The following is a 14,947-nucleotide window of genomic DNA, read 5'->3' as shown; positions in this document are numbered from 1 at the left end:
CTCTAACTCTTTTTATTCTTCACGACTAAACAGTGCGTCAATAAACTCTTGAGTTTCAAATGGACGCAAGTCTTCGATACCTTCACCCACACCAATGTAACGAATTGGAATACCGAACTGATCAGCGATAGCGAAAATTACGCCGCCCTTGGCTGTACCATCCAGCTTAGTCAAAGTAATCCCGGTTAGAGGGGCAACATCACTGAAAAGTTTCGCTTGGCTAATGGCATTTTGTCCTGTACCTGCATCAAGCGTTAGCATGATCTCATGTGGTGCAGAGTCATCAATTTTCTTCATCACACGTACAATCTTACGCAGCTCTTCCATTAGGTTCGCTTTGTTCTGTAGACGACCTGCTGTATCAGCAATCACCACATCCACACCACGTGCTTTTGCCGCTTCAATCGCATCATAGATAACAGAGGCACTGTCTGCGCCAGTATGTTGAGCAATCACAGGAACATTATTACGTTCACCCCACACTTGTAACTGCTCAACCGCTGCGGCACGGAAAGTATCGCCCGCTGCAAGCATCACTTTTTTGCCTTGAGTTTGGAACTGCTTCGCTAGCTTACCGATGGTCGTGGTTTTACCCACGCCATTTACACCCACCATCAAGATGACGTAAGGCGTTTTGTTGCTATCGATTTCTAGTGGCTGTTCGACTTTAGAAAGAATCTCAGCCATTTCTTCTTTCAACAAACCATAAAGGGCTTCGCCGTCTTTCAGATCGCCACGTGTGGCTTTTTCTGTCAGGTTGTTGATAATTTTTGTTGTGGTATTCATGCCCACATCAGCAATAAGCAGTTGCTCTTCTAGCTCTTCAAATAAGTCTTCATCGATTTTCTTACCGCTGAACAGACCGAAGAAGCCAGCACCAATATTTGCTTTTGTTCGGCTTAGGCTGCGTTTAAGACGAGCAAAAAAGCTTTCTGTTGGCTTTTCTTGTTCTTGAACACGAGGCGCGGCCGATACGACTTCTGGCTCCTCTGCTTCTGCTTCTGCTTCTGCTTCTGCTTCTGCTTCTGCTTCTGCTGGGGCAGTCTCTGATTGTTTCGCTTCTTCTTCAAGTTCTAGCGTAGCTTCCGCTTGCTCAGCAACCGCTTCGGTTTGCTGCTCTTCAGAAGGCGCTTCCACTGCTTCTTCTTTTACTGTTTCTTCAGTTTTTGGTTTTGGGCTTTGTTCTTCGTCACCAAAACCTAGCCACGAAAGTAATCCGCGCTTCTTTTTTTCCGTCATCTGGGGCTATCCTAGATTGTTCTTTTATCTATTAATGACTCTTTTTTGACAAGATTATTATCTGTCTAAAAAAGGCTAATGACAAAGTTCTGAAAACTTTCCGATTAGGTAATTCTAATCTTATTAGTGTTACACTCTGTCATCTTGAATATTCTGGGCTGTATCCAAGCTCCAAGCTCATTGCTTGGGCGATTAGATATAGTATCACTTTATTAGCGGTCAAAAAATCTATGGTAAGACGTCGCCAGCAAAACTCATCACAAAAAAAGCCAACAACAGGCTTTGTTCGCATTATTAGTGGCTTATGGAGAGGCAGAAAACTTCCTGTACACGATGCTGAAGGCTTACGCCCCACGACAGATCGCGTCAAAGAAACGCTGTTTAACTGGTTAGCTCAAGATGTACCACAGGCAAAATGTCTCGACTTGTTTGCTGGCTCTGGCGGCTTGGGATTTGAGTCAGCTTCGCGCCAAGCAGAGCAAGTGACCATGGTTGAGCTAAACCCACAAGCTTTCCAACAGTTACAAAAGAATGTTGCCTCTCTTAACGCGAACAACATCCAAGTGGTAAATACCGACGCACTGAGTTTTTTGAAGCAACCGGGTTCTGCTCATCATGTGGTGTTTATTGACCCACCGTTTCGCAAAGGTCTATTGGATGAGACCGTGGCTCTGCTAGAACAAAATGGCTGGCTCGCGGAAGATGCGATGATTTATATTGAAACAGAAAAAGAACTCAATATTGCCGACTTACCAGAAAACTGGCAATTACATCGAGAAAAAACAGCAGGCCAAGTGAGCTATCGTCTGTACGAACGTACCTCCGCATAACGCCTCGATTTAAAAGGATACTTAAATGAAAGCACTAATTATGCTGGCCAAAGCGGCTATCGCCTTTGTTTGGTTAGTATTAATCCTAAATATTTTTATGCCCTTTCCCGGCAATGCCGCGATTGCGCTATACATCATGACCGCTTTTTTGTTCATCATGCACGGTTTACAAATGGCCATCTTCATTGGTGCATTTGGCGACAAAATAAAAATGAGCAGTTGGGAAAAATATTCAATCCTGATTTTTGGTATTTTTGCCCTACTCGATATTCGTCGTAAACACATGATGTAATCGCTCAGATACGAAAAAGCCGCTCTTGTGAGCGGCTTTTTTTCTGCGTTTCGTTCGTCACCCAATGTAACTTTTTACACCATCCAAGAACATTTGAGTGGAGATCATCACCAGTAACAAGCCCATTAAGCGTTCTACCGCCTTCAAGCCACGTTCACCCAACAAGCGATTAAAGAAGCCATAAAACATCAGTATAAAAAATGTTGCGCCCCACGCAATTACGACTGATGCTGACATTTCCAACATTTTCTCTGGATGTTGCGAAGACAGTAAAAGCAAGGCTGCAATCACTGAAGGGCCCGCGATCATAGGAATGGCCATCGGAACAATAAAGGGCTCCTCGCCTGCTGCCAGTCCAGTGATGCTGCCAGCACTCGGGAAAATCATCTTAATCGCAATAATGAAGAGAATAATGCCACCAGAAATGCTGAGCGTTTCTGGCTGGACATGCAAAAAACTTAAGATGCTTTGTCCTGCAAACAGAAATAGCATCAAGATCAGTAAGGCAAACAGTAGTTCACGAATCAATACCTTACGACGACGCTTGGGATCGATATGTTTGAGAATAGACAACACAATCGGCAAGTTACCGAGAGGGTCCATGATTAGAAACAGCATGGTCGCTGCAGAAAGAATGTCCATATTCTGGCCTCACCTAAAAAATGGCGGCCAGTGTATAGCAAACTGACAACATGAGTATATGACTGAGGGCGAAAACACCATAGTCACCCTCGATCTTAGCCGCCGTTTAGTGATTGCAAACTCGCGCCATATTGACCACAAACTTACCTTCAAGCTCACGAATTTTGTCGCGCTTGAGCAAAAATGCTAGTAATGCATCTAAGTCTAGATCATTCAGTTTACAGGTGTGAAAGCGAACGCTAGCACCAAAGTGCTGTGTGAGGGCTTCGCGATCCATTGGTGTTTCTCTAAGTAGGTTTAGCAGCTCGTGAGCATGGATTTCACTCATTATTGACTCCAGTTATTAAGAACAATGCGTTCAGTCTACTGAAATCCTCAAGAGCTGCTTTGACTTAAATTAGTAAATGATTGAGGCAACAATGAGAGCATGAGCAAAAAAGTAACTGCCACTCACCCACAAATAGGCGTGTTTCATCGGTTTTCGATAACCGTGTATCGCGTATGCCAGCGCCGAATAGATCAAAACTAAGGTTCCGCTAAAGCCGATAGCATTGGCGTAACTCGGCACTTGTAACCAAACTTCACCGGCTGCCCAAGCAAGTTGAACCAGCATCATCCCCATGATCACAACAGGGAATACCAGAGAGTCGAGTTGAGGCAGCAACAAAAAGAACGCCACGATACTCGCTGCAAGCAGCAGGGCCAACAGCCACCAGACAATCTCACCATTAAGCTGCACCCAAAATGACTTGCTGTAGCATACCTGGGCAACCAGATAAGCCGTAAAATAGATTAGCTTACGAGTTTTAAACGAGTGCAGCGTATCTGCCACCATAGACACAATCAGCCCACCCGCAATCCAGTAGGTATATGTTGCGGATGCACCTTGAGTTAACACCAACACAAGAAGAAGTAGCAGAGTAAAGATTTTAAACACGAGGGATTGTGTCGGGTTAGCTTGCTTTGCTCCCAACACGGAATACACACCTGATAGCCCTATCGCCAGCCAACTCCACATGCAGTATACACCTTTTACTTAAACTCGCCGCTAGTCTAGGTAGACCAGTTTTGATGTAAAGACACAATCTACGAAAGTTGGATCTCGCTAGCGATTCGAAACATTTTGTAACCCTCAGCCTACGTAATAATAAAGCCGATGAGCCTGAATGATGCCACTAAACATTGGGGCCAAGCTTTGCTCATCAGCCGAACCCATCAAATCACACGACACAATAACCAACGCTTTCTAAAACTATTTAACTGAAAAACAGATAAGTGCTCCAGGTAAGCCGCCATTTCACAAACTGACGATTAAACCACCAGGATGTATGTAATGCAGGCAACAAGAATAAATAACAGACACAAAATAGAAAATAGTCTTAGTAGCGCTCTAAGAGAGGAGAAACCACTGATGACTAGGGGTAAAAACTAAGGAAACCGACCTTAATTCAGTAAAAAAAACATCAGACAAGAAAAGTAAGTCAATGATAAATAAAACCATAATTTCAATAACAGATAAAAGTGCGGACTTCATAAACCATAGAATCACTAAACACTTTTGAAGCCCATATTTTCTCATAAGGTAAGAAAATCTCACTCCATGCTTTCGATTTGACGATGCAACCTCATAGCACATTTTTTAATTTTCTCAATTTTTGAGAAATACAGACAAAATAAACACCCAACATACCACTCGAAACAAAAAACAATTACAAAGCCAACATCACAAACCATTTAACATTATAAAATCATACACTTAAAACAAAAAAGGATAGAAATAAAACAATGTGAACACTTTAAATACAGCACAAAAAACATAGTTTCATTAGTCAGAATCACGTAAAACTAGACAAGTTAAGTGTGGTTTTTGAAAAGATTAACGAGCATATGTTGATCAAACCCCAAAAACAGTGCTATATTAAATTCATCGAGTTCATCAAAGATTAAGGGGTAGTGTTATGATTTCATCTTCTCAAAAACAAGGGCTGGTTATGATTGCAGTGGTTGTGGGTTTAATGACACTGCCAATGATGTACTAACCCAATGATTTAAAATAAAAAAGGACGCAAATGCGTCCTTTTTTATTTATCTGTATAGCTCTACTGAATGTGCTTAGACAAAATATCCCAGTGCATATAGTAGAAACCAAGAGCGGCCAGCGTAATCAACGTCATTAGCAAAATTGCTGTACGCCAAATAAAGCGAGAGCTTCTTGGTGTCAGCTCTTTTTCACAAGCATCACATGCCGCCATAAAGCCTTTACGATCATCCAGCTTGTAATCGTCTTCGTGCACCACTTTATTACGCACTGTCGCGATGAATCGAAGCTTTGCTATCACGTCATGCGGTAAACGTTCTTCACAACTATTAATAAGTTGGTGCAACCCTTTCCCTTCTGCATGGTACTGAGTACGCAAAAGTTTTTCGATCGTTCGGGTACGCATGACTACTTTTTCAATATCTGACATCGTAACCCTCCTTACCAGACCCTTCCTATGTTCATTATTTTTATTCTTCTATAAATTTAGAGCTTTTTCGAGCCGTTAAGTGCAATTTTACTTTCAATTTGTGCCCTTGAGCTCATATAGCCTAACAAGTGAAAGCCGCTTCGTTCAGCTTTAGTGACTTCGCTTGCAGATGAAGCGACGATTTCATCGTGCATCATTAAGATAAATCGTGAAGTGCGCCGAATAATCTCCATATCCCTTTCATTAGATTATGAATAAGTTACCTCAACTCATCGTTTCGTCAGCGAGTTCTGTAGAATGGGACCCGATAAAACATTGGAGGTTAATATGCCAATCTCACTTATTGTCGCCCTATTCGCCCTTATTGCCTTGGGCGCGTGGGTGTTTTTCCGTTTTTATAGTAAGCACTATGTGGGCGAAGACGCTCCAGAGCAAAGCGCGCAGGTAACGGTTTTAGATAAACAAGCGATAGACATACCAAACGCACCACCAGGTCAAGACGTTCAAGAGTATTGGATTTACGTTCAACGTGGTTCTATCGGTCCAAAGCGTGAATTCCAAATTGGAGTGCATTACTACCATGCACTCAATCCTGGAGATAAGGGAACACTGACCTATCGCGGCAACAAGTTCCTTCACTTCGCTATCAAACGTTAAGGCAGTAACCAACGAGTCTTGGCAGAACGAGAAAAGAGATAGCTCATCGCCAAGGCTCCAGCTCCACTTAGAACGATCCAGACTGGAATCACCCACGCAGGATGTCCTGTGTACCAACCGAACTCTTTCATCGGCCATAAGAAAATAGGATGAAGTAAGTAAATCCCTAAGCTGTGCTGACTGATCACACTTACCACTTTTTGTACTTTTGGTGATAAGCCTTCACCAAAGTAACGCCCGATCATAAAAATCATCGAAGCTGCTAGAATCACATTCAGTGTTTTATAAGAGAGCCAGCGCCCAACCGTATACTTCTCCGCCTCTAAGCTATTTGTCACAACCATCGTAAAGGTCACTGCCAACGCCACGAGTCCTAGCCCAACAAATAGGGTCACCATAGAGCGATTCAAAGGTACCTTTTGAAATAAAACATACCCCAGTGGAAGGTAACCCATATAAAGCCACATCTGATTACTCCAAGGGCCATCAATCTTGAACAAGAACAGTGTGCTGGTGAAAAGCCAAAATGCGAGATAGGTATACAAGACGTTGTCATCCACGTTGCGTACCATCCATTGAAACAGCGGAATCACAAAATACAGTGGTATAAAGTAATAGAAAAAGCCGAGATGGTAATACGTTGCGTGGAATGGGCTATTGCTTAATACCTCTTTTACGGTTTCAAAATCAAAGCCTTGAGAAGTCCAACCTGAAAGGTATGCATAAAACATCGACCAAATAAGAAATGGAACTAAAACTTTGCCCAAACGCCTTTTGATATAATACTTACCGTCAAATGGTCGAGTGTCACTGAGCATTAGCGCTCCGGTGATCAAAATAAAAACTGGCACTGCCCAGCGGGTTACGCTATTCACGCCTACCGCTGTCAGCCATTGGTCAAATGGAATCACTCCTAACTCATTTCGATACGGTGCCAAGACGTGAATGGCGATCACTGCTACCGCTGCGAAGCAGCGCAATAAATCAAAAAACAGAACCCTTTCTCTCATACCTTTCCCTACTTTGAGTCGCTTATCGTTTATAGCATAGGGTAAATCTCAACCAGTGAAATAGTTAACAATCTGTTTTTGCTTATTTTTAACTCAACAATGACCTACAACGGGGATTTCATCACCACTCTAATCACTTAACGAGAACCAAAAACCAAGCATCAGTATTCACTCTCGATGCCAAACCGACACAATCTGATTACAGCAAACGGCGCATAAGAAACAAAAATGGCTCCGATTTGGAGCCATTTATACCATCTACAGATAGCGATACTGGGGGTAGTTACGCAGTAGCAACATTAGCTTTTGGCAACTTAATTGAAATAAGCGTCGTCAGTGCCAAGAAAGCAAAAGAAACCCATAAGCACGCTGCAAGACCAGCCTCTTGGTAGATCCAACCCGATAATACCGTGCCAATCAAACGTCCCATCGCATTGGCCATGTAGTAAAAACCGACATCCAACGAGACGCCATCGCCTTTAGCGTAGCTCACTATCAAGTACGAGTGCAGCGAAGAGTTAATGGCAAACACAGCGCCAAAAATCATCAAACCTACCACAATCACCAATTCAGGCTGCCAACCGATTTGCACACCATAAGCAATACCAGCCGTAATTAACGCTAGGATTCCTGCCCACACCAATGCTGCACTACCATCAGGCACACGACCTTGCGCTTTGCCAGTAATACGCGGCGCAAAGCCTTGCACAAACCCATAAGCAATGACCCACGCTGCGAGAAAGCTACCAACCCACAAGTGATCCCAGCCAAACACGCTACCAAGATAAATAGGCAGAGCAACGACAAACCACACATCACGAGCACCAAACAAGAACATGCGTGCTGCGGATAAAATGTTTATCGATTCAGACTTGGAGAATATTTGGCGAAACTTAGGTTTACTCTTTGCTTTACCCATGTCCGCTTCTAGCCAGATCATGCTGCAAACAAACACTAATGTAAGTACACCCGCCATAATAAACATCGAGTTTTGAAAACCCACCCAAGACAGCAGCAAGCCACCAACAAAAAAGCCCGCTCCTTTGAGTGCATTCTTCGAGCCAGTCAAAATCGCTACCCATTTGTAGAGCGCACCTTGCTGTTCGTCTGGTACTAGCGTTTTAATCGCGCTCTTAGCACTCATTTTGTTCAGATCTTTGGCAATCCCCGACAGAGCTTGCGCTGCCATCACCCAAGGAATGGTCAGCCATGCATTTGGTACTGCGAGCATCAGCAACGCAAACACTTGCATCGCTAAACCAATGTTCATGGTTTTATTTAGGCCTAACCTTGCGCCCAACCAACCACCAACTAGGTTTGTCACCACACCAAAAAATTCATAGAAAAGGAACAGTGAGGCAATAGCTAACGTGGAATAACCTAAATCATGAAAATAGAGCACCACTAGCATACGCAGTGCGCCATCGGTCACCGTAAAGTTCCAATAGTTAAACGTCACTAACATGTACTGACGAATACTTTTGCTTAATTGAGAAATCATATTGACCTCATATGTACAGCGATAGAAGCATTTAGATCATCATGTTCTAAATACTTCCTAACCTGTACAGCAACATTGACCAATACAATGTTGCTGTGATTTTCAAAAAATGCCCCAACATCAATAAAAAGCAAAATACACCTTAAAAACAATGCATTAGTTAATATTAATGGCTTTTTTTGTAAACAGTCGTATCCTGAAGAAGCTCGAATTTAGCTTTTGGATCATAATGAACCAAAAGCTATTTAAGCTGATCAAGCGTCTTGAGCCACGCGTTCGATGTACTCAACTTGCACAGGTTTTGTAAATGCACCAGGGCGCAATGCCTGCACTTCTCGCACGATATCTTCTAACTGCCATTCCTTTTCTAGGAGTAGGTGAGCAGCGAACAAACCTGTGCGCCCCGAACCACCCATGCAATGCATCGCAATTTTGCCACCTTGAGCAAGAATCGCGTGCAGTTCCGGACTGGCTTGTTGCCACTTCGTCGCAAATTCTTCATTTGGTGCGCAGTCGTCTTCAATCTCGATCTGGAACCATTTCATACCCAGTTGCTGAGTGGCTTCACCCAATGCAGAGACATTCTTCGCAGCTAATTCACTATCATCTAATGCAGTAACGACCGCTTGAACACCCTGCTCTTTCAAATGTTCTAACGACGCGTGCAAATCAACGCCTTTCGTTCCTGGGCACGGTGTTAAGATTAAAGCACCGGAGTCCAAATCTAATTGCCATGTAGGATGAGACATTGTGACCCCCTTTTAAGCCAAACCAACGTTACGAACCAGCTCTGCTGTGCGCGTTGCATAACCCATTTCGTTATCGTACCAAGCGTAAATCTTAACCATACGAGAACCCACAACCATGGTTGATTGCGCATCAACGATGGTTGAACGTTGGTCGCCTTTATAATCGATAGAAACTAAAGGACGCTCTTCGAAGCCAAGGATGCCTTTCAAATCACCTTCAGATGCTTCTTTTAACAGTACATTCACTTCTTCTGCTGTGGTATCACGCTTCACATCAAAAATGATGTCTGTTAACGATGCGTTTGCTAGAGGTACGCGAACCGCATGACCATTAATTTTGTCTTTTAATTCTGGGAAAATTTCGACAATTGCCTTCGCGCTACCCGTCGTGGTTGGGATAAGGCTCATGCCGCATGCTCTTGCACGGCGTAGATCTTTGTGTGGCGCATCCAAAATAGTTTGCGTATTCGTCAGGTCGTGAATGGTCGTAAAAGAAGATTGTTCGATACCCAATTTCTCATGAATGACTTTAACCACAGGTGCGATACAGTTAGTCGTACACGAAGCTGCTGTCACGATACGATGTTTTTCAGGGTCGAAAATATGGTCGTTCACGCCCACCACAATGTTCGCAATACCTTCTTCTTTCACAGGTGCGCTTACCACGACACGTTTCACGCCTTGCTCTAGGTATTTGTTTAGGAATGATGTTTTGCGATGTACGCCTGTCGCTTCAATCACAACATCACAATCAGACCAGTTCACCGCATCGATATCGCGTTGTTGAGTCGTGGCGACACGCTTGCCGTTGATGACGAGCTCACTGCCTTCGACCTGAACTCCATGATGCCAACGACCTTGCACTGAATCGAATTCTAATAAGTGACCAAGCGTAGCTGCGTCACCTGCGACATCGTTGATTAACACAAACTCCAATTCTGGCCAATCAAATGCCGCTCGCAGCGCTAAGCGACCAATTCGGCCAAAGCCATTAATTCCTACTTTAATTGTCATAGTTTTACCCTCTAATCTTCTACCTTGAATCTCTATTCGCTGTTAACAGCAAGCCTCACGACTTTTATCGTGTAAGCGTGTGATGTCGTCTTGGTATTCCTGCTTCAAACAGTTTGATGCCACTAAGTCTTCAATTAACTTTCGCATCCAACCTGGTAATTGCTGTGATAACTCGTAATACACCCACTGCCCTTGGCGTTTATCCACCAAGATGCCACTGGATCGTAACTGAGCAAGATGACGAGAAACTTTCGGCTGGCTCTCTTGTAGAGCAAACGCCAAATCGCCAACGCAAGTTTCACCTTCACGGGCCACGAGCATTAAACAACGTACGCGTGTTTCATCGGATAACAGCTTAAAAAACTGATGTGGAAGCATAATGAACATACCTATATATGGATATGCGTATATGTTTATTTAATTAAGATATATCGTCAAGAGGAAACCGTCCATCGTCATAAAAGTTTCACATCTAACGAACAGCTTGATTGTAAAGAGAGAGATTCAAAGAGATAAAAGATAAGACAAGAAATTATGCAGTCGCGATGCTTTGACTCCAGCGAGCCGCTTCACCTAAGGAGAGCTTCACTTCCTCTAAAGGCAACCCCAATTGCATCGTGATTTTTTCAACCCCTGACCAATCGGCACGCTCGTAGCACTCTTCGAGGGAAATAAGTGCACCATAAACCCCTTTGCGATGTAATAGCGCTTGTTGTACTGAATGACTAAGCGGTAACTGCCTAACTAAAGATTCCACCGAAAGATCCAGCAGCGCATCTAGAATCGACAGCAAACCAACCATGAAACCTTGCTCGTTGAGGTGAGAGAATGGCTGATAGCGCGACATCAATTGGCAAAATTGAGCTCGTTGCAATGAAAGGTGATACAGCTCTCGAGGCTTGTTACTGGAGATATACGATGCCACAACCAAAGAGACAAACTGCTTAAGGTTATCCTGGCCAAGATAAATCAATGCCTGACGAAAAGAGCTGATTTCGACAGCCAAATTCGGCGCTTGCGTATTTACAAAACGCAATAATTTATATGACAACGCGACATCTTGCGTAATGATGGACTCGATACGAGTAAAGTCAGGCTCAGGAGCACAAACTTCACGAAACAGTTGCAATGCCAACACTTGCTCAGGACTGACGTATTTAGTCTGCGAGACGAGTGGCTTGCTAAAAAAATAACCTTGGAAAAATTTAAAGCCAGCCGCTTTCGCTTGCTCAAACTCTTCTGCGGTTTCAACACGTTCTGCTAAAAAGTGGTATTTGACGCGTTTGGCAAGGTGTGTTTTGACCAGTTCACAGGCCTTTTCGAGCCCCATCGCCATAATGTCGAGCTTCACAATATGCACATATGGCAAAAAACGGCGCCATTCTGGTGTTAGGGTGAAGTCATCCAAAGCGATCAAGTAACCTTCTCGATAAAACTCACGAATCGCATCAAGAAGCTCATCCGTAGGTTGGCACGTTTCCAACACTTCGATGACAATTTTGTTTTTCGGCAAACTGCGCGGCAAACGTCGCACCAAGCTTTGATGAGGAAAGTTAATAAAGCATCTAGAAGAGGCAATCACTGGGTTAGTACCCAGCGATAGGAAGTTTTCGACAATCAGTCGGTATGTCGCTCGATTTGAATCAATATGTGAAGGGTATGCGTTACTCTCCCCGTCTCGAAACAACAATTCATAACCCAGCGTCTGTCTTTTTCGGTTAAAGATCGGCTGGCGAGCGACATACGTTGTATTCATGCTAAAGAAGGACCTATAAATGGCTTATGACTTTGCAGCTGCTAATAATGCACCACAACCCATGAACATTGAACCGAATACTTTGTTTATTTTTCCCATGATTTTATCGGAGCGAATAAAGCGTCCCATTTGTGCTGCCAAGCTCGTGTAACCCAACATTACACACGCATCAATCACGACCGTAGTGACGCCAAGCACCAACAGTTGCGTGATTTGGTCTTTTGCTGGGTCAATAAACTGCGGGAACAACGCCACCAGAAAAACAATCGATTTAGGGTTGGTGAGGTTAATTAACACTGCCTTGTACAACAGCGCCGTGCCTGACATCTCGTTGTGGTTTTCAGCTGCGACTAAGCTTGATGTGTCGCGCCATTTCTGAATCCCCAACCAAACCAGATAAGCGGCACCAACCCATTTAATGACAGAAAATGCGGTTGCTGACTGCGCGACAAGCGCACCAATACCCGCCCCCACCAGCGCGATGTGGATAACTAAACCAATTTGTAAGCCAATAATGGCACCCAGTGATTTACGGGTACCGTAACTCAAACCATTACTGATTGAGTTCACCGTGCCAGAGCCCGGAGCCAAACTAAAAACGATTGCTGTTACTACATAAGCTAACCAGACATGGGTATCCATTGCATTTCCTCACTAATTCTTCGATGATACATCGCGTAAACAACGTATCTTCAGGTAATCAACTAATGGCGACTAACCATTCACCTTTGACTTATACTCAAGAGACATTATTTGAGCAAGCAATTGGTGGTCCGATCGCAGCACTTTGGCAAACTCGCCAAGAGGGCTTTGTTAAAGGGACTGAGAAAAAGAACATTTACTGGTGCAAGCTAACCAACCCAGAGCATAAAAAAGCCGTGCTCATCGTAAATGGACGCATTGAGTCTTCCTGGAAATACCAAGAGCTGTTTTACGATCTCTACCGCCAAGGTTTCGATGTCTATTCCTTTGACCACCGCGGACAAGGTTTATCAGATCGTTTATTATCTGACTCAGATATGGGTCACGTCTATGACTTTACTGATTATATTGATGATATGGACATCGTCGTAAAAAAACACGACCTTAGCGAATATCAACAATGCTTCATCATCGCGCACTCTATGGGCGGCGCGATCGCGACACGTTACCTGCAAACTCACTCAGAACACCCTTTTACTGGTTTGATTCTAAGTGCGCCCATGTTTGGCATTAACCTGCCATGGTACCTATCACCAATAGCGATTCCGGTCACACAAATTATGTCAGCGGTATCGACTTTACCACGCTATGCACCAGGACATCAGGCCTACTTCCCTAAGCCCTTTGAAGATAACCCACTTAGCCAAAGTTACGGCCGCTACCAATGGTTCCGAAACCTATATACGGAAAAACCGGAACTGCAAGTCGGTGGGCCAAGCACTCGCTGGGTTTGGCAAGGGCTCATGGCCGCTAAGCAGTGCTTTTTATTAACTCGCCAAGTCAAAATACCAGTCATCCTAATCCAAGCCGGAAACGATCGGATTGTTAGCAACCTCGCGCAAAAGCGTTTTATTGATAAATTGCGGAAAACCAACCCACACGCGGAGCTGCTTTCTATCGAAGGCGCACAGCATGAAATCTTATTCGAGACCGATAAGTATCGTAATCAAGCGCTCGATGCGATTTTCCGCTTTATGAATGACCATAAATCGCCATCAAACGAACAAGCACAATAAGAACTCTAGGCGACCATTTCACGACTAAGATTAAAGAGGAAATGTCTACACATCGATTTACCCTCTTTTTCATCCTCATTTTGGCGTACACTGCTTGAACTTGGCTACTTTGACACAGTGTTTAACCGCATAGTGCTACGGGCCCAAGTTCCCCCGCATTCGGAGCAGTACGATCTAGTCAGTCTGCTGTACTCCGTTTGCAATTCACCTGTTCCACACTATCCAAACCGTTTACGAGGACTTCATGAGCACATCGCTACCTTGCAAAGAGATCACCAAAATCGTTGCCTCTGATCTGGATGGCACGTTACTCGCACCTAACCATCAGCTCAGTGCTTACTCAAAAGAGACGCTAAAAGCGCTGCATGAAAAGGGTTATACCTTTGTCTTTGCAACCGGCCGTCACCACGTAGACGTTGCGAGCATCCGTCGCCAAGTTGGCATTCCAGCTTATATGATCACGTCGAATGGTGCCCGAGTGCATGACCAGGAAGATCAGCTAATGTACAGCGAGAATGTCCCTGCGGAACTGGTACAAGGCGTGATCGACACGATCAAACATGATCAAGAAATACTTATTCACATGTATCAAAATGATAGCTGGTTGATGAACAAGGATGATGAAACGTTACGTGACTTCCACGATGAATTCACTTACGTCTTATTTGATGAAGACCACGCCCCAACTGACGGTATTGCGAAAGTTTTCTTCACGCATCCAGGAGAAGACCACGAACGTTTGGTCGTATTTGAAAACAAACTACGTGAGCAGTTTGGTGATAAGCTGAACATCGCATTTTCAACGCCTTGGTGTTTGGAAGTAATGAGCGCTGGCGTGTCTAAAGGTCATGCTCTTGAAGCGGTAGCGAAAAAACTCGACCTCACGTTAGAAAACTGCGTAGCATTTGGTGATGGCATGAATGACGTAGAAATGCTGTCGATGGCAGGTAAAGGGCTAGTTATGGGTACATCACACGAAAAAGTGATGAAAGCTCTACCAAATAATGAAGTAATTGGCAGCAATGCAGAAGATGCGGTTGCACACTACCTACAAGAACACTTGCTGTAAGC

Annotated in this window: 17 protein-coding genes; 5 read left to right on the top strand and 12 right to left on the bottom strand. The window is 44.0% G+C overall.

Features of this window, described 5'->3' with window-relative positions:
- Positions 1–12: 12 nt before the first annotated feature.
- On the bottom strand, positions 13–1,239 hold the full coding sequence (ftsY, locus tag J4N43_RS00515; RefSeq protein WP_158159515.1) for a signal recognition particle-docking protein FtsY: 1,227 nt from the start codon (positions 1,237–1,239) through the stop codon (positions 13–15).
- A gap of 230 nt (positions 1,240–1,469) precedes the next feature.
- Between ftsY and rsmD the strand changes: the two genes are divergently transcribed.
- Positions 1,470–2,069 carry a 16S rRNA (guanine(966)-N(2))-methyltransferase RsmD gene (gene rsmD, locus J4N43_RS00510; RefSeq protein ID WP_005378702.1) on the top strand — a complete coding sequence of 200 codons (600 nt, stop codon included), beginning with the start codon at positions 1,470–1,472 and terminating at the stop codon, positions 2,067–2,069.
- Positions 2,070–2,094: 25 nt separating this feature from the next.
- Entirely contained in the window at positions 2,095–2,361 is a 267-nt protein-coding gene (locus J4N43_RS00505) for a DUF1145 domain-containing protein (protein ID WP_005378704.1), read from the top strand.
- A 57-nt stretch (positions 2,362–2,418) separates the two neighbouring features.
- Here the strand turns inward: J4N43_RS00505 and J4N43_RS00500 are convergent, their stop codons facing one another.
- The 4 genes from J4N43_RS00500 to J4N43_RS00485 form a co-directional block, all read right to left on the bottom strand.
- Positions 2,419–3,003 carry a YhgN family NAAT transporter gene (locus J4N43_RS00500; RefSeq protein WP_005389671.1) on the bottom strand — a complete coding sequence of 195 codons (585 nt, stop codon included), beginning with the start codon at positions 3,001–3,003 and terminating at the stop codon, positions 2,419–2,421.
- Positions 3,004–3,109: 106 nt separating this feature from the next.
- Positions 3,110–3,331 (bottom strand): YecH family metal-binding protein, encoded by a 222-nt coding sequence (locus tag J4N43_RS00495; RefSeq protein WP_005378711.1) that lies wholly within the window; start codon positions 3,329–3,331, stop codon positions 3,110–3,112.
- Positions 3,332–3,400: 69 nt separating this feature from the next.
- Positions 3,401–4,021, bottom strand: coding sequence for a lysoplasmalogenase (locus J4N43_RS00490; RefSeq protein ID WP_005389670.1), 621 nt, complete (start codon positions 4,019–4,021; stop codon positions 3,401–3,403).
- A 1,081-nt stretch (positions 4,022–5,102) separates the two neighbouring features.
- Complete coding sequence (locus J4N43_RS00485) at positions 5,103–5,471, bottom strand: hypothetical protein (protein WP_005378717.1); 369 nt, start codon at positions 5,469–5,471, stop codon at positions 5,103–5,105.
- Between the two features lie 327 nt (positions 5,472–5,798).
- Between J4N43_RS00485 and J4N43_RS00480 the strand changes: the two genes are divergently transcribed.
- Entirely contained in the window at positions 5,799–6,128 is a 330-nt protein-coding gene (locus tag J4N43_RS00480) for a DUF2500 domain-containing protein (RefSeq protein WP_062730809.1), read from the top strand.
- On the opposite strand, the gene J4N43_RS00475 is transcribed toward J4N43_RS00480, so the two are convergent.
- The 7 genes from J4N43_RS00475 to rhtB form a co-directional block, all read right to left on the bottom strand.
- Positions 6,125–7,138, bottom strand: a complete 1,014-nt coding sequence (locus J4N43_RS00475) for an acyltransferase (RefSeq protein WP_017636080.1) — start codon at positions 7,136–7,138, stop codon at positions 6,125–6,127. The genes J4N43_RS00480 and J4N43_RS00475 overlap by 4 nt on opposite strands.
- A gap of 283 nt (positions 7,139–7,421) precedes the next feature.
- Positions 7,422–8,639 (bottom strand): organoarsenical effux MFS transporter ArsJ, encoded by a 1,218-nt coding sequence (gene arsJ, locus J4N43_RS00470; protein ID WP_005378722.1) that lies wholly within the window; start codon positions 8,637–8,639, stop codon positions 7,422–7,424.
- A gap of 254 nt (positions 8,640–8,893) precedes the next feature.
- On the bottom strand, positions 8,894–9,388 hold the full coding sequence (locus tag J4N43_RS00465; RefSeq protein ID WP_005378726.1) for a cyclin-dependent kinase inhibitor 3 family protein: 495 nt from the start codon (positions 9,386–9,388) through the stop codon (positions 8,894–8,896).
- Between the two features lie 12 nt (positions 9,389–9,400).
- Positions 9,401–10,402: an ArsJ-associated glyceraldehyde-3-phosphate dehydrogenase gene (locus tag J4N43_RS00460; RefSeq protein ID WP_005378729.1), complete on the bottom strand. Its 1,002-nt coding sequence runs from the start codon at positions 10,400–10,402 to the stop codon at positions 9,401–9,403.
- 42 nt (positions 10,403–10,444) lie between these two features.
- Positions 10,445–10,780, bottom strand: coding sequence for a metalloregulator ArsR/SmtB family transcription factor (locus J4N43_RS00455; protein ID WP_005378730.1), 336 nt, complete (start codon positions 10,778–10,780; stop codon positions 10,445–10,447).
- A 154-nt stretch (positions 10,781–10,934) separates the two neighbouring features.
- A complete protein-coding gene (locus J4N43_RS00450; protein WP_005378731.1) occupies positions 10,935–12,158 on the bottom strand; it encodes an EAL and HDOD domain-containing protein in 1,224 nt (407 codons plus the stop codon).
- A gap of 24 nt (positions 12,159–12,182) precedes the next feature.
- On the bottom strand, positions 12,183–12,800 hold the full coding sequence (gene rhtB, locus J4N43_RS00445) for a homoserine/homoserine lactone efflux protein (protein ID WP_005378732.1): 618 nt from the start codon (positions 12,798–12,800) through the stop codon (positions 12,183–12,185).
- 65 nt (positions 12,801–12,865) lie between these two features.
- Between rhtB and J4N43_RS00440 the strand changes: the two genes are divergently transcribed.
- Together J4N43_RS00440 and J4N43_RS00435 are read left to right on the top strand one after the other, a co-directional pair.
- A complete protein-coding gene (locus tag J4N43_RS00440; protein ID WP_062730808.1) occupies positions 12,866–13,876 on the top strand; it encodes an alpha/beta fold hydrolase in 1,011 nt (336 codons plus the stop codon).
- 244 nt (positions 13,877–14,120) lie between these two features.
- Complete coding sequence (locus J4N43_RS00435; protein ID WP_017636084.1) at positions 14,121–14,945, top strand: Cof-type HAD-IIB family hydrolase; 825 nt, start codon at positions 14,121–14,123, stop codon at positions 14,943–14,945.
- Positions 14,946–14,947 lie beyond the last annotated feature (2 nt).

It is taken from the genome of Vibrio sp. SCSIO 43009, assembly GCF_023716525.1.
GTDB classification, from domain to species: domain Bacteria; phylum Pseudomonadota; class Gammaproteobacteria; order Enterobacterales; family Vibrionaceae; genus Vibrio; species Vibrio alginolyticus.
The sequence above is the reverse complement of the archived record's forward strand: the minus strand, read 5'-3'. Positions and strand labels throughout refer to the sequence as shown.